The 17,513-nt window shown below is 71.9% G+C and carries 13 protein-coding genes; 5 read left to right on the top strand and 8 right to left on the bottom strand.

Annotation, left to right across the window (positions count from 1 at the left end):
* Positions 1 to 2: 2 nt before the first annotated feature.
* The 3 genes from moaA to ACFZDA_RS25205 all read right to left on the bottom strand — a co-directional run bounded on the left by moaA (position 3) and on the right by ACFZDA_RS25205 (position 3,142).
* Positions 3 to 992, bottom strand: a complete 990-nt coding sequence (moaA, locus tag ACFZDA_RS25215; RefSeq protein WP_391085654.1) for a GTP 3',8-cyclase MoaA — start codon at positions 990 to 992, stop codon at positions 3 to 5.
* A 171-nt stretch (positions 993 to 1,163) separates the two neighbouring features.
* Positions 1,164 to 2,789 (bottom strand): cation acetate symporter, encoded by a 1,626-nt coding sequence (locus ACFZDA_RS25210; RefSeq protein ID WP_391085652.1) that lies wholly within the window; start codon positions 2,787 to 2,789, stop codon positions 1,164 to 1,166.
* Complete coding sequence (locus tag ACFZDA_RS25205; protein ID WP_391085650.1) at positions 2,786 to 3,142, bottom strand: DUF485 domain-containing protein; 357 nt, start codon at positions 3,140 to 3,142, stop codon at positions 2,786 to 2,788. The genes ACFZDA_RS25210 and ACFZDA_RS25205 overlap by 4 nt, the downstream gene beginning before the upstream one ends.
* A gap of 256 nt (positions 3,143 to 3,398) precedes the next feature.
* Here ACFZDA_RS25205 and ACFZDA_RS25200 point away from each other — a divergent pair, with 256 nt between their 5' ends.
* The 4 genes from ACFZDA_RS25200 (at position 3,399) to ACFZDA_RS25185 (ending at position 8,233) form a co-directional block, all read left to right on the top strand.
* A complete protein-coding gene (locus ACFZDA_RS25200; RefSeq protein WP_391085648.1) occupies positions 3,399 to 4,928 on the top strand; it encodes a S8 family serine peptidase in 1,530 nt (509 codons plus the stop codon).
* Between the two features lie 59 nt (positions 4,929 to 4,987).
* A complete protein-coding gene (locus tag ACFZDA_RS25195; RefSeq protein WP_391085646.1) occupies positions 4,988 to 6,508 on the top strand; it encodes a S8 family serine peptidase in 1,521 nt (506 codons plus the stop codon).
* Positions 6,509 to 6,585: 77 nt separating this feature from the next.
* On the top strand, positions 6,586 to 7,116 hold the full coding sequence (locus ACFZDA_RS25190) for a hypothetical protein (protein ID WP_391085644.1): 531 nt from the start codon (positions 6,586 to 6,588) through the stop codon (positions 7,114 to 7,116).
* A 70-nt stretch (positions 7,117 to 7,186) separates the two neighbouring features.
* A complete protein-coding gene (locus ACFZDA_RS25185) occupies positions 7,187 to 8,233 on the top strand; it encodes a CopD family protein (RefSeq protein WP_391085642.1) in 1,047 nt (348 codons plus the stop codon).
* Positions 8,234 to 8,256: 23 nt separating this feature from the next.
* On the opposite strand, the gene ACFZDA_RS25180 is transcribed toward ACFZDA_RS25185, so the two are convergent.
* The 5 genes from ACFZDA_RS25180 to ACFZDA_RS25160 all read right to left on the bottom strand — a co-directional run bounded on the left by ACFZDA_RS25180 (position 8,257) and on the right by ACFZDA_RS25160 (position 16,222).
* Positions 8,257 to 8,937 carry a lysoplasmalogenase family protein gene (locus ACFZDA_RS25180; protein ID WP_391085640.1) on the bottom strand — a complete coding sequence of 227 codons (681 nt, stop codon included), beginning with the start codon at positions 8,935 to 8,937 and terminating at the stop codon, positions 8,257 to 8,259.
* Positions 8,934 to 9,818 carry a sterol desaturase family protein gene (locus ACFZDA_RS25175; RefSeq protein WP_391085638.1) on the bottom strand — a complete coding sequence of 295 codons (885 nt, stop codon included), beginning with the start codon at positions 9,816 to 9,818 and terminating at the stop codon, positions 8,934 to 8,936. Before ACFZDA_RS25175 ends, ACFZDA_RS25180 begins: the two co-directional genes overlap by 4 nt.
* 107 nt (positions 9,819 to 9,925) lie before the next feature.
* On the bottom strand, positions 9,926 to 10,540 hold the full coding sequence (locus ACFZDA_RS25170; RefSeq protein WP_391085636.1) for a hypothetical protein: 615 nt from the start codon (positions 10,538 to 10,540) through the stop codon (positions 9,926 to 9,928).
* Positions 10,537 to 10,884, bottom strand: a complete 348-nt coding sequence (locus ACFZDA_RS25165; protein ID WP_391085634.1) for a hypothetical protein — start codon at positions 10,882 to 10,884, stop codon at positions 10,537 to 10,539. The genes ACFZDA_RS25170 and ACFZDA_RS25165 overlap by 4 nt, the downstream gene beginning before the upstream one ends.
* Positions 10,885 to 10,921: 37 nt before the next feature.
* Positions 10,922 to 16,222 carry a caspase family protein gene (locus ACFZDA_RS25160; protein WP_391085632.1) on the bottom strand — a complete coding sequence of 1,767 codons (5,301 nt, stop codon included), beginning with the start codon at positions 16,220 to 16,222 and terminating at the stop codon, positions 10,922 to 10,924.
* Between the two features lie 257 nt (positions 16,223 to 16,479).
* Between ACFZDA_RS25160 and ACFZDA_RS25155 the strand changes: the two genes are divergently transcribed.
* Positions 16,480 to 17,481, top strand: coding sequence for a DEDDh family exonuclease (locus ACFZDA_RS25155; protein WP_391085630.1), 1,002 nt, complete (start codon positions 16,480 to 16,482; stop codon positions 17,479 to 17,481).
* The last annotated feature ends 32 nt before the right edge of the window (positions 17,482 to 17,513 follow it).

The following is a 17,513-nucleotide window of genomic DNA, read 5'->3' as shown; positions in this document are numbered from 1 at the left end:
CGCTAACCACCGATCGCTGACATGGGCCGGTCCGGCTGCACGAACGTCGGGTCGTCCAGGCCCGCTCCCGCCTTCTTGCCCCACATCGCCAGGCGCCAGATGCGGGCGATCTCCTCGTCCGGGGCGCCGGAGCGCAGGGCGGCGCGCAGGTCCGTCTCCTCCTGGGCGAACAAGCACGTGCGTACCTGGCCGTCGGCGGTGAGGCGGGTGCGGTCGCAGGCCGCGCAGAAGGGGCGGGTGACGGAGGCGATCACGCCGACGACATGCGGACCGCCGTCGACCAGCCAGCGCTCCGCCGGTGCCGAGCCTCGCGCCTCGTCGCCCTCGGGGGTCAGCTCGAAGCGCGTGCGCAGGGAGGTCAGGATGTCGCCCGCGGTGATCATGCCGTCGCGCTTCCAGCCGTGCTGGGCGTCCAGGGGCATCTGCTCGATGAAGCGCAGCTCGTAGTCGTGCTCCACGGCCCAGGCGAGCAGGTCGGGGGCCTCGTCGTCGTTGAGTCCCGGCATCAGGACCGAGTTGACCTTGACCGGGGTGAGGTCCGCGTCGCGCGCGGCGTGCAGGCCCTCGATGACGTCCTTGTGGCGGTCGCGGCGGGTGAGGGTCTTGAAGACGTCCGGGCGGAGCGTGTCGAGGGAGACGTTGACCCGGTCCAGGCCTGCCGCCTTCAGGGCCGCCGCGGTGCGCTTGAGGCCGATGCCGTTGGTCGTGAGGGACATCTGCGGGCGCGGTTCGAGCGCCGCGACGCGCTCGACGATGCCGACCAGGCCGGGGCGCAGCAGGGGCTCCCCGCCGGTGAAGCGGACCTCCTCGATGCCGAGGGAGGTGACCGCGATGTCGATCAGGCGGACGATCTCGTCGTCGTTGAGCAGGTCCGGCTTGGCCAGCCACTGCAGGCCCTCCTCGGGCATGCAGTACGTACAGCGCAGATTGCACCGGTCGGTCAGCGAGACCCTCAGGTCGGTGGCCACTCGGCCGTAGGTGTCGATGAGCACGTGGGCCCCCTCCCTCGACGTGGATCATGCCCGGAGCGCTTCTTCTCCGACACCTGAAAGCCTACGTGACCCCACTGACATCCCCACAGACCCGATCCCATGACGCGGGACGCGGCCGCGCCGCAGGGACCTGGAGGTTCCTACGACGCGGCCGCGCGAGGGGGTCGGTGCTCAGTGGGCGCCGGTGCCGGTCAGGGACCGGACCTCCAGCTCGGCGTACTTCTTGACGTCCGGCTCTTCCTTGGACAGGACCGTGCCGAGCCAGCCCATGAGGAAGCCGAACGGGATGGAGATGATGCCCGGGTTCTTCAGCGGGAACCAGGCGAAGTCGACCTCGGGGAACATCGCCTTGGGGTCGCCGGAGACGACGGGCGAGAACAGCACCAGGCCGACGGCGACGATCAGACCGCCGTAGATCGACCACAGGGCGCCCTGGGTGGTGAACCGCTTCCAGAACAGGCTGTAGAGGATCGTCGGCAGGTTGGCGGAGGCGGCGACGGCGAAGGCGAGCGCGACCAGGCCGGCCACGTTCAGGTCGCGGGCCAGGGCGCCCAGGCCGATGGAGACGACGCCGATGAAGAGGGTCGCCCAGCGGGCCGCGCGGACCTCCTCGGCGCCGGAGGCCTTCCCCTTGCGGATGACGTTGGCGTAGATGTCGTGCGCGAAGGACGACGACGAGGCGAGGGTGAGGCCGGCGACGACGGCGAGGATCGTCGCGAAGGCCACCGCCGAGATCGTGGCGAGCAGGATCGCGCCCCAGGTCGAGTCGACACCGCCCAGGTGCAGGGCGAGCAGGGGTGCCGCCGTGTTGCCGGACGGGTTGGACGCGATGATCTCTTCCTGCGAGATGAGCGCGGCGGCGCCGAAGCCGAGCGCGATCGTCATCAGGTAGAAGCCGCCGATGATGCCGATGGCCCAGTTCACGGACTTACGGGCGGCCTTGGCGTCGGGCACCGTGTAGAAGCGGATCAGGATGTGCGGCAGACCGGCGGTGCCGAGCACCAGGGCGATGCCGAGGGAGATGAAGTCCAGCTTGGAGGTGCCGGTCGCGCCGTACTGCAGGCCGGGCTCCAGGAAGGCGGCGCCCTTGCCGCTGTTCTCGGCGGCCGTGCCGAGCAGCTCGGAGATGTTGAAGTTGAACTTCAGCAGCACCAGGAACGTGATGAGGATCGTGCCGCCGATGAGCAGCACGGCCTTGACCATCTGGACCCAGGTGGTGCCCTTCATACCGCCGATGGAGACGTAGACGATCATCAGGACGCCGACGAGGGCGACGATCAGGATCTTGCCGGCGTCGGAGGTGATGCCGAGCAGCAGCGAGACGAGGACGCCCGCACCGGCCATCTGGGCCAGCAGGTAGAAGATCGACACGACGATCGTGGACGTACCGGCGGCGGTGCGGACCGGGCGCTGGCGCATGCGGTACGCGAGCACGTCGCCCATGGTGTAGCGGCCGGAGTTGCGCAGCGGCTCGGCCACCAGGAGCAGGGCGACCAGCCAGGCGACCAGGAAGCCGATGGAGTAGAGGAAGCCGTCGTAGCCGAAGATGGCGATCGCGCCGGCGATGCCGAGGAACGACGCGGCCGACATGTAGTCGCCGGAGACGGCGAGGCCGTTCTGGAAGGCGCTGAACTGGCGTCCGCCCGCGTAGAAGTCGGCGGCGTCCTTGGTCTGGCGGCCCGCCCAGATGGTGATGCCGAGGGTGGCCAGGACGAACAGCGCGAACAGGGTGATGATCAGCGGGCGGTGCTCGCTGGCCTCGTTCGCGGCGAGAAGGGTCTGCTGTGCGGTGCTCATGCGCCGCCCTCCATCCGGGACTTGATGGCCTCGGCCTTGGGGTCGAGCTTCGCGGCGGCGTGCCGCGAGTACCACCAGGCGATGAGGAACGTGGTGACGAACTGGGCGACGCCGAGGATCAGGGCGACGTTGATGTTGCCGAACAGCTTGGTGCCCATGAAGCCGCCCGCGTAGTTCGACAGCAGGACGTACAGCAGGTACCAGGCGATGAAGGCGATGGTCAGCGGGAAGGCGAAGGAGCGGTAGGAGCGGCGCAGTTCACCGAACTCCGCGCTCTCCTGCACCTCGCTGAACTCCTCGGGTGAGGGGAGTTTGTGTTGCTCTTTCGAGGGGGGCGGTGCGTCGGTGGCCACGGAGAGTCTCCTCGCGATGACGGAAGCGGTTGTGAACAGGGACGGAGGCGAGTGTCCTCGCGCTCCTTGTCCAACGTCACGGCGGCACGCGAGAACCGGTTCAACCGCGCGCCGTTCTTTCCGAAGTCGTTTCGGCAAAACGTTGCTGGCCAGCGAGAGCGCGGGATAGCTTCGCCCTGCACCACCTCGTCATGTACCTGCCCGAGCACCACCTGTGCCTCGGGCCGGTTTCGTTTCCGGAAGATGTGGAGACCCCATGTCTCACTTGCGTTCCAGACGCCGGCTCGCCCTCGCCGTGCCCGTCGTGCTGTCCCTGACGGCCTCGCTGGGCTTCCTGCCCGCCGCCGCGTCGGCGGCCCCGCAGGCGGAGTCGGCCACCCGGACGGCGGACGCGCCGCAACTGGCGTACGTCGTCAACACCAAGGTGGACCGTCACACGATCGCGTCGGTGAAGAAGGCGATCGGGAAGGCCGGCGGCTCGGTCGTGGCCACGTACGAGCGGATCGGCGTGATCGTCGTCCACTCCTCGAACCCCGACTTCGCCACCACCATCCGCACGGCCCGCGGGGTCCAGTCGGCGGGTGCCACGCGGACGGCGCCCCTGGCGGCCGCGGGAACGAAGGAGGAGGGCGCGGTCGAGTACCTGACGGCCGCTCAGGCCAAGCGCACGCAGGCCGCCTCGGCGAAGACGCCCGAGAGCGAGCCCCTGGAGGCCGACCAGTGGGACCTGCGCGCGATCGGCGCCGACAAGGCCGCGCGGATCAATCCGGGCAGCCGCAAGGTGACCGTCGCCGTGATCGACACCGGCGTGGACGACACCCACCCCGACATCGCCCCGAACTTCTCCGCGTCCCAGTCCGCCAACTGCGCGGGCGGCAAGCCCGACACCAGCGAGGGCGCCTGGCGGCCGTACACCGCCGAGGACTACCACGGCACGCATGTCGCGGGTGAGATCGCCGCCGCGCGCAACGGAATCGGCGTGGCCGGCGTCGCACCTGGTGTGAAGGTCTCCAGCATCAACGTGACCGACCGGGCGAACGGTCTCTTCTACCCGGAGAGCGTGGTGTGCGCCTTCGTGTTCGCCGCCGACCACGGCGTCGAGGTCACGAACAACAGCTACTACACCGATCCGTGGCTCTACAACTGCATGGACGACCCCGACCAGCGCGCCATCGTCGACGCGGTCAACAGGGCGCAGCTGTACGCGCAGAAGAAGGGCACGCTCAACGTCGCCGCGGCCGGCAACTCCAACCACGACCTGGCCTCGGACGCGATCGTCGACGACTCCAGCCCGGACGACTCCACCCCCGTCGAGCGCACCATCGACCCGCACGAGTGCTTCGACGTGCCGAACCAGCTGCCGGGTGTCGTCACGGTGAGCTCGACGGGCGTCGACAACGTCAAGTCGTACTTCTCGACGTACGGCGAGGGCGTCGTGGACGTCGCGGCGCCGGGTGGCGACCGGCGCTACCAGATACCCGACACGCCCTCGAAGGACGGCCGCATCCTGTCGACCCTGCCGAACGGCGCGTACGGCTTCCTCCAGGGCACCTCGATGGCCTCCCCGCACGCATCCGCCGTCGCCGCGCTGCTGAAGTCCAAGCACCCGTGGGCGTCCCCGGCCCAGCTCCAGGCCCTGATGAAGGCACAGGCCGACCGGACGGCCTGCCCCGAGTCGTACGACCAGGACGGTGACGGCACGCAGGACGCGGTGTGCGAGGGCGGCAAGCGCGTCAATGGCTTCTACGGGTACGGCATCGTCAACGCGCTGCGCGCCGTCAGGTGACGCGCGCTTCCAGGACTTTCCGCACAGCCCGCTCGTACCGCGAACGAACTGGAGACACCATGACTGCGCCGCACGCGCGCTACCGCCGCGCCGTCGCGATCCCGGCCGGGATGGCCATGGCCACGGCCCTCGCGTTCCTGCCGAACACCACGGCCACGGCCGCCGACGAGGCGCCCGCGCCGGTCTCGGCCGACGCGGCCCCGCTCAGCTACGTCGTCAACGTCAAGCCGGGTCACGGCACTTCGGCGTACGTGAAGAAGGCCGTCGGCAAGGCCGGGGGCACGATCGTGACGTCGTACGACCAGATCGGCGTCATCGTCGTCCACTCCTCGAACCCCGACTTCGCCAAGACGATCCGCACGGTGCGCGGGGTGCAGTCGGCCGGCGCCACCCGCACCAAGCCGCTGCCGTCGGCGTCGACGGGCGACCTGGGCACGCCGAAGGCGCTGAGCGCGGCCGAGGTCGCCCGGGCCGAGGCCCCGGCCGGGCAGGACCCGCTGGAGCCGCAGCAGTGGGACCTGCCCGCCATCAAGGCGGACAAGGCGCACGAGAAGTCGCTGGGCAGCAAGAAGGTCACGGTCGCCGTGATCGACACCGGTGTCGACGACACCCACCCCGACATCGCGCCCAACTTCGACCGGGGCGCGTCGGTCAACTGCGTCTCGGGCAAGCCCGACACGTCCGACGGGGCCTGGCGGCCGGGCGCCGCGGAGAGCCCGCACGGGACGCACGTGGCGGGTGAGATCGCCGCCGCGAAGAACGGCGTCGGCATGACCGGTGTCGCGCCCGGCGTGAAGGTCTCCGGTATCAAGGTGTCCAACCCGGACGGCTTCTTCTACACGGAGGCCGTGGTGTGCGGCTTCGTGTGGGCGGCCGAGCACGGGGTCGACGTGACGAACAACAGCTATTACACCGACCCCTGGTACTTCAACTGCAAGAACGACCCCGACCAGAAGGCGCTGCTGGACGCGGTCGGCCGGGCCTCGCGCTACGCGGAGAAGAAGGGCGCGGTCAACGTCGCGGCGGCCGGCAACGAGAACTACGACCTGACCTCGGACGAGATCACCGACCCGTCGTCCCCGAACGACTCCACGCCGGGCGACCGGGTCGTCGACCCGTCGAAGTGCCTCGACATCCCGACCCAGCTGCCGGGTGTCGTCACGGTCGCGGCGACGGGCGCGAAGGGCATCAAGTCGTCCTTCTCCAACTACGGTCTCGGCGTCGCCGACATAGCCGCCCCGGGCGGCGACTCGACCGCCTACCAGAAGCCGGAGGCGCCGGCCACGAGCGGCCTCATCCTGGGCACGCTGCCGGGCGGCAAGTGGGGTTACATGGCCGGTACGTCGATGGCGTCCCCGCACGTCGCGGGCGTCGCCGCCCTCATCAAGTCGACGCACCCGTACGCCTCTCCGGCCCTGGTGAAGGCCCTGCTGTACGCGGAGGCCGACGCCACGCCGTGCACGGACCCGTACGACATCGACGCCGACGGCAAGATCGACGCGGTGTGCGAGGGCTCGAAGAACCGCAACGGCTTCTACGGCTGGGGCATCGCGGACGCGCTGGACGCGGTGACCAAGTAGAGCTCGTGTGGAGGTAGTCCGGGCCGGGCGGGGGCACCCGCCCGGCCCGCTCCCTGCCTGGGGCAGGATTCCTTGTCATGGACGTGTACGTGGATCCCTCGACCTGGGCGGCTCAACCGGTACGGCCGAAGTGGCAGTTGGCCCTGCGGTTCGCGGGGAGCGTGGTGTGGTTTCCGGTGGTGTGTGTGCTGTGGGCGGCGGTGCTGGCCGTGTTTCTCGTCGTCGGCATGTTCGCCGAGGTGATCACGGTGTTCAGCAACACCCTCGAACGCGGCTACCTCCGCGCCACGGAGCTGACGATGAACAGGGTCGGGCGCCTGGCCTCCTGGTGCGTGTCCTGGCCGGAGCTGCGCCATGAGGGAGATGCCGAGTACTACAAGGCGCGCGTGGACAAGGCGGTCGCGAAGCGGACCGCCCGGGCCTCGGCTCCGGTCAAGAAGAACAAGCCCCGGCCGCCGGTCGAGTGTGCGATACCGCTGCGGGCCTACCGGGGCGTCGGCGGCTGGTACGTAGCCGAGGTCGCGCTCGCGCGGGGGTGGGAGCTGCGGCCGACGGATGTGCGCAAGGAAGTCCGCCTGTGGTGGTCGGCCGCGTCGAAGGCCGCCTGAGTCGTCAAGGCCGTCCGAGTTCGTTCCCGGGGATTTGCCCAGCCGTGTGAAGGCTGGTGAAGATCTCGGGGTGACCTTGACAAGACCCGTCGCCGTCCTGGTGCTGGCGGCACTGGCCGCGCTGATACCGCTGCTCGGCCCGTCCACCGCGCTGCACGGCACCGGGGAGGCCGCCGCGCCCGGCGCCGGTGGCGTGGCCCTGCTGCGCACGGCGCTGTTCGCGGCCCTGTGCGTACCGCTCGGCGAGCTGTTCGTGAACCGGCTGGCGCGTTCCGTGCCGGGTGCGTTCGTGAACCGGCCGGCGCGTTCCGTGCCGGGTGCGTTCGTGAACCGGCCGGCGCGTTCCGTGCCGGGTACGGAGGAAGCCGCCGGCCGCCCGGTCGTGCCGCGCGGCTGGTCACCGTTCGCGGCAGCCGCCGGCTTCGTCGCCGCGCTCGGGCTGGCCTCGGTCGTGGCGACGGGCAATCTCGTCCCCGACGGCCTGTCGGACATCGACGTCGGCGGGCTCTACGCGTCCCGGGACGGCAAGCTCGCCCTGCTGGAGGTCAACGCGTTCCTCGTGGCGGGGCTGTGTGCCCTCTCGCGCCGGCCGGGCACGCAACTGTGGCCGCTGGCCGCCGTGGTGGTCGCCGAGGCCCTGCGCGCGCACCCCACGACCGAGCACACCCCGCTGACCGGCTCCGCGCTGACGCTCGTCCATCTGACCTGTGCGGCGCTGTGGACGGGTGGTCTGCCGCACGCACTGCGGACCCTGCGGCGGTGGCACCGCCGGTACGGCACCGAGGCGGGCGCGGCCCTGCTGGGGCTCTACGCGCGCGTGGCGACCGTTCTGCTCGCCGCCGTCACCGCGACGGGCGTGTGGAGTTCGCTGCGCCGGATGCCACCGGAGACGGTGCTTCAGCAGCTGACGGCGACGGCGTACGGGCGGGCCCTGCTCGCCAAGGTGCTCCTCGTGGCCGCCGTCGCCGCCCTCGCCCTGTGGGCCCGGCGGCGGCTGCGCCGGGCGGCCGACCCGCTGACCGCCTGTGTGCCGGCCTGGGCGGAGGTCGTCGCGCTGGGCCTGGTGGTCGCCGTGTCCGGGCTGCTGACGGCCCTGCCGCCGCCCATCCGCTGGTGACGCCGGCCATCCGCCGGTGAGCCTCAGGCGGCGCGCATCTCTCCGTACGTGGCGGCCGGTGCCCTGCGTGCGTTGAGCGCCCCGAGCGTGCCGCCGGCCAGCAGGGCTTGGGCGGCGCTGTACGTGAGCATGATCCAGAAGTCGGACCCGGGCGGCTGCGGCCAGCCGGCGACGCCGGTCGCGATGAGCGTGTCGGACAGCAGGAAGAGCGCGCCTCCGAGTCCGGTGAAGAGGCCGAGCCGGATGGCGGCCCTGTACGCCATGGCGGTGAGCAGGAGGCTGTACCCGGCGACGGGCAGCCGCAGGTCCGCGGGCAGGTCCGGCCACAGCAGACCGACGGTGGCGACGAGGGCGGTGGCGTAGCCCAGGGCGAGGAGGGCCGCACGCGCGCGGGGGACGGCGTACCGGCTGCCGTGCCTGGCGAAGAGGACGAGGTAGCAGACGTGCCCCGCCGCGAAGCAGCCCATGCCGGCGAGGAAGGCCGGCTCGGCGCCGGACAGCAGCAGCACGTCCCCGCCCCAGCCGGACAGCAGGGCGGCCACGAGCGCCCGGGGTGCCCGGCGCAGGACGGCCCAGAGCGCCAGCAGCGGCATCAGCAGCGGCTTGGCGACGGCGTGCCCGGCGTCGAACCCGGCCGCGAGACAGACGAGGTCGACGACGACGGCGAGACCGAAGGCGCCGAGCAGGAGCCGGGAGCGGCTCACGCCGACGCGCTCTCGGCGGTCGTCCCGGCAGGGGACACCGGTGCCGCGGCCGGCGCGGGCCCCCACCCCGGCCCCCGGAACACGCGCCCCGCGCGCTCGCGCCAGTCGCGCGCCGCCTTCAGGTCCCTCGCGATGGCCACGTACTCGTGCGTCGCCACCTTCAGCGGGTTGTACGTGTCGATGTTCTTGGTCAGTCCGTACACGGGCCGCACGGTCTCGGCGACGAAGGACCCGAACAGCCGGTCCCAGACGATGAGGATGCCGCCGAAGTTGCGGTCGAGGTAACCGCCCTGGGAAGCGTGGTGGACCCGGTGGTGCGACGGGGTGTTGAAGACGAACTCGAACCAGCGGGGCATCTTGTCGATCCGCTCGGTGTGGATCCAGAACTGGTACACGAGGTTCGCCGAGGAGCAGAACGCCAGCGCGGCCGGGTGAACTCCGGCGGCGATGAGGGGGACGTAGAACGGCCACACGGTCAGAGACGTCCAGGGCTGGCGCAGCGCGGTGGTGAGGTTGAACTTCCGGCTGGAGTGGTGGACGACGTGGCAGGCCCACAGGATGCGGATGACGTGGTGGCCGCGGTGGGACCAGTAGTAGAAGAAGTCCTGCGCGAGCAGCATCAGCGGGACGGTCCACCACAGGACGGGCACGCGCAGGGGCGTGAGTTCGTAGAGGGCCGTGTAGACGGCGACGATGGGGATCTTCCACAGGACGTCGAAGACGAGACTGCCGAGCCCCATGCCGACGCTCGTCGCGGCGTCCTTCGCCTCGTAGCCCGCCGCGTCCTCGTCGGGGTGGAGACGGTAGCTCACCATCTCCACCACGGTGAGCAGCACAAAGGCGGGTATCGACCACAGCACGACATCGGGCAGGTTCGGCATGCCTGAACCGTAGAGCGGCCGTCCCGCCCCGACCAGACGTTGTTACCCACAAGTATGACCGACGGTACGCGCTTGCTTCTTGGCGATCTGTGCCAATGGCGGGGCGGTCAGCACCGCCGCGTCGGCGTGACCGACCGGACCGTGCCGATCGGGACGCTGCGGTACGCGCCGCCCTTCGCCGGTTTGATGGTGACCGCCGTGGCGTCGCTCATCACCAGCTCCCCGCACCGCACGCCGCCGTCCGTGGTCACCAGGACGTACGGCCCGCCCTCCGGGGAGTTCGCGGGATCGTCGACGGGCACGAGCCAGGAGACCGCGATCGCGGCGACGATGGCGCACAGCCCGGCGACGGACAGCCGCCGCGCCCGGATCAGGGCGGCCTGCGTGCGCACGACCTCGTCCAGGACGGCGGCGAGCAGCCGGTCACCGCTCAGCCAGGTCTGCCGGCCGAGCGGACCGTGGGCGGCCCGCACGGCTCCCAGGGCACCGGAGAGCAGCAGCACGAAGGCCAGCACCAGCAGCAGTGCCGTGGTCCAGCGCCAGGCGCCCGGCATGCCCGCGACGCTCTCGCGGCCCTTCAGGACGAAGACCACGCCGACCAGCCCCGTGAGCCCGGTCAGCCCGTTGCGCCAGCCCTCGGCCTGCCGGCGTACGGCGCCCAGCTGGTCGTACTGGAGCTGCTGCCCGAGCTGGGCGAACCGTTTCCTGGCGAGGTCGGTCACGACGCCGCCCCGTGCGCGGGCGGCGGCACCGGGACGTCCCAGAAGGCACCGCAGCCCGAGTCGGGGGACTCCGGCGGCCGCTCGGGGTGGGGGTAGCCGCAGGCGCAGTAGACGGGGATGCAGCCGGTGAGGGGTGCGGGCTCGCTCCGGTCCCGGCGCCACAGCCGCTTGGGCGGACCCAGCACTCCGTAGGCCACCCGGAAGACGGTTGCCGCTCGGCAGGCCGGGCACAGTCCCGTCACGGTGTACCAGCGGCCGTCCTCGGACCGTGCGACGGCGAAGGGCTCCTCCGGGTCGACGGTGACCTCTTGTTCACGGAACTCGGTCGGAACGTGGTCGGGCATGGGTCCTCACAGGGTCGCGTCAGGGGCCTGACGGTTGTCATCGAGCCCGGTAGGGCTCCGCCGGCGGCATCGGGGCCGGCTCGGCGGGACAGTCGGGCGGCAGGACGAGGCCGAACAGCGGCGCGTACCGGGCCAGCCGGTCGTACACCTCGCGGGTCGGCTGCCCGAACTCACGTGCGGCCACGGCGATGCGCTCGGCCGTCACCGCCCCGCTCAGCGCGGGCGCCCGCCCGGTGTACTGCTCGGTGAGCATGATCAGGTCCTGCCAGGCCGGCACCGTGTCCGCGTCCGGTCCCGGCCGTTCCACCAGGAGGGGGAGGCCGAAGGGACGATAGAGCGCGAGCCGGTCCCACGCCTTGGTCAGCGCCCAGCCGAAGCGGGCCGCGACACGCAGCAGTTCGAGCGGGCCCACGGGTCCGTCGCCGACGAGGCCGGGCCGGAACAGCGCGCTGTCGTGCTCGCCGGGCCGGTGCTCGCGCCAGTCGTCGGATCCGCCCTCGGCGGGTTCCCGCCAGGGGGCACCGAGGGGGGCGTAGCGGGCCAGGACGGCCACGCTCTCGCCGAGCGTCGCGTCGTTGACCCGGGCATGGGACACGAGGACGGCGGGGCTCGGACGAGGGCGCCAGCGCGGGGCATAGTCGCCCCGCCAGGGCTGGAGGAAGGCATTCTCCCGCTCCGTCCGCACCGGCGTGCAGCAGGCCAGGACGTCAGCGGCGGTGGGACGCAGATCGGCAGGAGCCTCATCGGCCGGCCGGTCCAGCGCCGAGACGTCGAGCCCGACCAGCGGGCCGAGCGCGGTGAGCCGTTCGATCGCGGAGCCGAGCGTGGTGCGGGCCATCGCCGCGGCATACAGAACGAAGAAGACGTCGAGGCCCTGGCGCACGGCGACGCCCCGGACCGCGTTGCCCAGGCTCATCAACTCCAGCGATCCCTCCGAGTCGTAGTACCCGCGGCGTGACGCCACGTCTCGCCCCGAGCACATGAGCAGGTCCCAGTCACCGGCCGAGACGGCACGCCACTGCTCCACGAGCGCCGGCGCGCGTTCGTCCACGAAGCCCGCCTCGGCGAGTTCCGTGAGCCGCTGCGCCACCAGCGCGCCGTCGGCCCGGACCTTCCGCACGGCCTGCGCCGTCTCCAGCAGGGGCGCGGGGCATCCGGTCGGGTCGTATGGCCAGTTGTCGGTGAATGGGTGGTCGATGACGGCGCCGAGGAGGTCACTGTCGAGCCTGGTGAAGACGCGGTCGGCCAGTTCCCCCGGAGGGGGGACGCGCAGCTGCTGCGCCGCGAGGACATCCGCGAACCGTTCGGGCACCTGGGCCACCGGGATCCCCAGCATCCCCGACGCCCTGGCCAGTTGCCGGAGCGACAGGTCCAGATCGTCGCTGTACGCGGCGATGCCGAGGCTCATCGCGAACTCGGTGCGCTGCTCCCTCGTCCAGGACCTGGGCGGGTCGAACCTGTGGGACCTGGCGGCGGGAACTGCCGCGGGAGCCGGTCCCTCCGCCGGCCAGCCGAGCCACGCATACCGCCGCAGGATCTCCTCGTACGTCTCCCTGGCCGGTGGCGTCCCCGCCTTCCGCATCCCCGGGGCCGTGAACCGGGGGTGCCAGGCCAGCACGTCGAGCTCCTCCTGGGTGGCGATGGCGTCGGCGGGGGCGGCATCGGCGCCTTCCGGCACGTGCAGGGGGAATCCTGCCGCGGCGAACCGCCTGGCCCGCTCCAGGGCCTCCCGCAGGGGCAGGCCCTCCACGACACTGAACCTCCGGAGCACCGCGACCACATCGTGGGCGAAGTGGCTGGCATAGTCCTCGAACAGCAACGCGTCATAGCGCTCACGGCCGAGGAGGATCCGGCGGTCCGTGGCGTCGAGCAGCATCCGGTGCGCCGCGTCGAGTCCGGTGACGGCGGGCACGTCCAGGCCGGCGATGGCGTACCGGCGCAACCGCCTCATGAGTTCTCCCAGCGTGATGCTCTCCTCCGGGGACTGCGGCAGAGCCGCCTGCCTCGTGGCATCGGACAGCCGCAGCTCCCGCGGGCTGACGCCGGCTTCCCAGGACTCGGGCGCGGGATAGCCGTCCACCGACTCCGGCAACGCCAGTGTCTCCCAGGCCCGGTCAGCCAGTTCGATCCCGGCGGCGCGCAGAACCGCCGCCCGCCAGGACAGCACCCCGACCTGCTCCGGCAGGACAGCAGTCATCCCGAAGTCCTTCAGCGGGACCAGCCCCACGTCCAACGGGAAGCACCCCACCCTGCGTAAGTCGAGGACCGTCGCCCGGTCCCAGCCGGTTCTGCTGGTCAGACGGGTATCGGCGGCCAGCAGCCGCGCCGTCACCCGGACCGCCGCGGCCGGGTGCAGACGGGCGAGGGCCCAGAGCCACTCCAGCGTCAGCCACTCCGGCGCCTCGAACGCGCGGGCGGCGCCGAGGAGTTGCTCGTCCACCCACGCGCGGTCGTACGAGAGGATCCTGGTCCTGTCGGTGCTGATGTCCGGAGCGTGCGTCTCGCGCAGGTCCATCACGAAGCCGAAAGGATGCCCGCCGAGGTCGTGCCAGTCCTTGCCGACTCTGTCGTGCCGGTCCAGCTTCCCGGCGCCGGTGCGGAGCCAGGCGACGGCGCTGCTGTCCTCCGAGAGCATGGACGCCGGATCCACGAGGATGCCGTCGGCCAGGAGGCACCCCTTTCCGTCCACCCACCACGCGTCGGGGCCTGCGGGAAGCGGGCGCCGGGCATCACCGAAGTAGTACAGCGCTCCTGGTTCCCACGTCCGCACGGCCTCCCCGTCCCGCTCCACCCGCAGCGCGAACTCGGACCGCCATACCCGCTTGGCCAGCTCCTCGGCCACGTCGATGTCGCCCGACTGGAGGTACAGCCGCACGCGGGTGCCGCCCCCGGGCTGCGCCCCGTCGTTCCTGCGGACCCGGAACAGACTGCCGGTCGAGGCCACGTCCACGCGCAGTCCGCCGTCCGCGTCCGCGCGCCCGTAGTCATCGGTCGCCCGGGTCCAGATGCTGATCTCGTCGGCCAGCATGAAGTAGCTGAACACACCGACGCCGAAACGGCTGTTGGGATAGACCCGCAGGGCCGGGTCCGCGCGGCGCCAGCGGGCCTGTTCCCTGCGGTACTCGCGGGACTGCTCGAAGCGGCGGCCGGCCCGCGAGAAGGTGCCCCGCAGGCTCTTGTGATCCATGCCGACGCCGTTGTCCTCGCACTCCACGTAGGCGCGGCCCTCCGCGTCCGTGCCCTGCCGGAAGACGATCTCGCCCTGCCAGGTGTACGGGACGCTCCCGTCGGCCTTTCCGTAACCCAGCCGGGCCTGCCGGTAGCGGCAGGCGTCCAGGGCGTTCTGGTACATCTCCCGCAGGGCGAGGACCGGGTCGCCGTACAGATGGGTGCCCATGAGCAGTTCGCGCATCTCGTCCTCGGCGAGGCTGAACCGCATCAGCGGGACACCGTAGGCGTCACCCTTGACGGCGCTGTCGTACCGCGGGCGCAGCCGACGGCAGGTGATCCGGTCGGGCACGTGCGCGAGGAGCGCGGCGGGCTGGGCGGAGGTGAGGTACCGGCGCACGGTCTGTACGGCTTCGTCGGCCCAGCCGGCCAGCGTCTCCAGAGCGGCGTGCACCGCGGGGTGCGGACAGGGCAGGTCCAGGTCGAGTGTCTTGCTCAGCCGGTCCCGCGCCCAGCGCAGCTCGCGCACGCTCGCCACGGCCTCGCCGGGCCGCAGCCCGTCGGCGACCCCGATGTTGTCCACCAGAACACCGGGCAGCTGCCGCAGGTCGCCGCCGAGCAGGCCCGCGACGCCGAGCAGCCAGGACAGCTCGCGGGGACGCCAGCGCTCCGTCGTGCCGTCCGCGCGGGCGAGCTCCTCCAGGCGCCAGTGGGCGTCGGCGCGGTCCCGCTCGCCCTGGTTCGGCTCGGTGGGGGCGACCGCGATCTGCCGGCAGACCCGCACGAGTTCGTCGGTCAGTTCCTCGGTGCGGGCCGGTGCGGAGCCGGGACCGAGCAGCGCCTTCGCGAGCGGAGCGAGCAGCTGGGGCGCGTAGGTGTCCCACAGTTGCTCCTTGCCTCCGACGTGCCGGTGCATCAGCCAGGCGGCGACGGCCGCGGCGTCCTCGGCCCGGCCGCGTCCGGCCAGCTCGCGGCCCTTGCGCCAGAGCAGGGCGTGCGCGGCGAAGGTGTGCTCCAGGTCGACGCGTTCGGGATCGCGCCCCAGGGGGCCGGCCTGCGGATCGAGCCGGAAGGGCTCGACCGCCGTGGTCTCCTTGACGCCCATGGCGTACACGGCCTCGCGGACGAAGGGTGCGGCGGCGAGCACCGCGAACTCGCCCGGGTCCAGGAGCGGGCCGCCCTGGGTCTGCGAGGGTGCGAGCAGGGGTCTGAGCCCGCGGGCCAGCACGCGCACCGGGTAGTCGTCGTCCGACCAGGGGTCGGGGACTGGCGCGAACGCGCTGCCGCGCCACTTGGCGCACTCGGCCGTCAACCGTACGAGGACACGCTGGAGTTCGTCGCGTCGCGCGTCACCGCCGCCCTCGACGGCCGACCAGAGTTCGGGGTCGCGGACCGCTGCGGCCCACTCCTCGTGGAGGGTGCGGCCGGCGCAGAGTTCGACCTTGTGGACGGCTTCCGGACCGCTGGGCGCGTAGTGGGCGGTCGGTGTCTGCCGCTGGCGTGCGGCGCGGGCGAACTCGGCGGTCCTGCGGACGGTGTGGGCGATGACGTCGGCGACCGTTCGGGGCGCGGTGTCCGGCTGCAGGGCGTCGGCGAGCGCGCGCGTGAAGTGGCTGCCGAGTTCCTTGTCGGAGCCGCAGGTCTGGCCGGGACCGCAGCCGAAGAGCACGGCCACCCGGTCCCGCCCGGCGGGGAAGTTCGTCGCGGGCCCGCCGTACGACGTGCCGCCCGGGGCGGCTTCCTCGCGGCAGGCGTCGACGGTCAGCAGGACCGTACCGGCCCGGCATCCCTGGAGCAGTTGGGCGAGGTCGAGGCCGATGAGGCTGTCCAGCGCCACCTGCGGGGGCGTGGTCGCCCAGGTGAGTTGGGCGTCCGCGGGCACGAGGTAGTCCGCGCCGTCCACGGACAGCCCGTGTCCGGTGAAGTGGATGAGGACCGTGCCGTCCTCGGGCGCGGTGGCGCAGACCCTGCTGATCGCACTGCGGATCCGGGAGCGCAGGGCGGGCTCGTCGGGGGTCGCCCCGATCCGTTCGACGCTGTACCCGGAGGAGCGCAGCGCCCCGGTCATCAGCTCGACGTCACGTCCCACCGTCTCCGTCAGATCGGGGAACCGCTCCGAGAGTTCGTACTGCGCAGCGGCGACGATCAGCGCCTGTCTGTTCTCCCCCATCAGCCCGCCCGTCCCCCTTCGGCCCCTGTGCGGCCCGGGCAAGAATGGCACAGGAGACCTGCGGCACATCCGGCTCCGCTCCTTGCCCCGCGGCCCCTTCGCCCTCCACCCGCCCCAGCGGACTTCCCGTCAACTGTATTCGGGATGCCCTCGGACCCGGGGACGGAATCCCCCGGTTCGTCTGGCCGGGCCACGGCGGAGGCGGCACGGCACCTGACGGACCTGACTGTCAGTCGCGGCCCGTATCCTCAGTGACCATGCTGGAAGACCTGACGACCGCAGCGTTCTCTCCCACGGCGTGGCCGGCCGCGTATCCCAAGGGGTACGCGGTCGTTGACGTGGAGACCACGGGCCTGGCCCGGGACGACCGCATCATCTCGGCGGCCGTCTACCGGCTGGACGCGCGCGGCGAGGTCGAGGACCACTGGTACACGACCGTCAACCCGGAGCGCGACCCCGGCCCCGTGTGGATCCACGGACTGACGAGCGAGGCACTCGAGGGCGCGCCCCTCTTCCAGGACATCGCCGAGGAGTTCACGGCCCGGCTCGAGGGGCGGGTGCTCGTCGCGCACAACGCCGTCTTCGACTGGCAGATGATCGCCCGGGAGTACGCACGCGCGCAGTGCGAGGCGCCGGTGCGGCAGCGGCTGTGCACCATCGCGCTCTCCAAGGAGCTCGGGCTTCCGCTGCCCAACCACAAGCTGGAGTCGCTCGCCGCGCACTTCGGCGTCGTCCAGCGGCAGGCGCACCACGCGCTGGACGACGCGCGTGTGCTGGCGGAGGCGTTCCGCCCCAGTCTCAGGGCCGCGGCGGCGAGCGGCGTACGGCTGCCGCTGCACGAGTGCCGGCCGCTGACGGAGTGGTCCGACCGCCCGGCCACGCCCCGCATCGGGCAGCAGGCGGGCCCGCGGGGCTACGGCGGCTACCGCCAGACCAGTTGGCGCCCCTCCCGCAAGCGCCCCGCCTGCCCCTACCCCAACCCGGGGCGCTACGAGTCGGGCGGGCGGCTCAAGCAGGGCATGCGGGTGGCCTTCTCCGGCGACACCTCGACCGAGCGGGAGCTGCTGGAGGACCGGGCGACCGAGGCCGGGCTGCATGTGGCGACCAGCCTGTCCCGGCTGACCAGCCTGCTCGTCACGAACGACCCGGACTCGGGCACGTCCAAGGTGGTCAAGGCCCGGCAGTTCGGCACGCCGATCGTGGACGAGGCGGCGTTCGGGCAGCTCCTCGGGGATGTGGAGCCGGCGTCGGAGGGATGACCGTACGGACGGGTGATTGGCGGGCGACTCGC

This window comes from Streptomyces sp. NPDC007991, from assembly GCF_042958445.1.
Taxonomy (GTDB): domain Bacteria; phylum Actinomycetota; class Actinomycetes; order Streptomycetales; family Streptomycetaceae; genus Streptomyces.
This window is presented reverse-complemented; position numbering and strand designations above follow the sequence as displayed.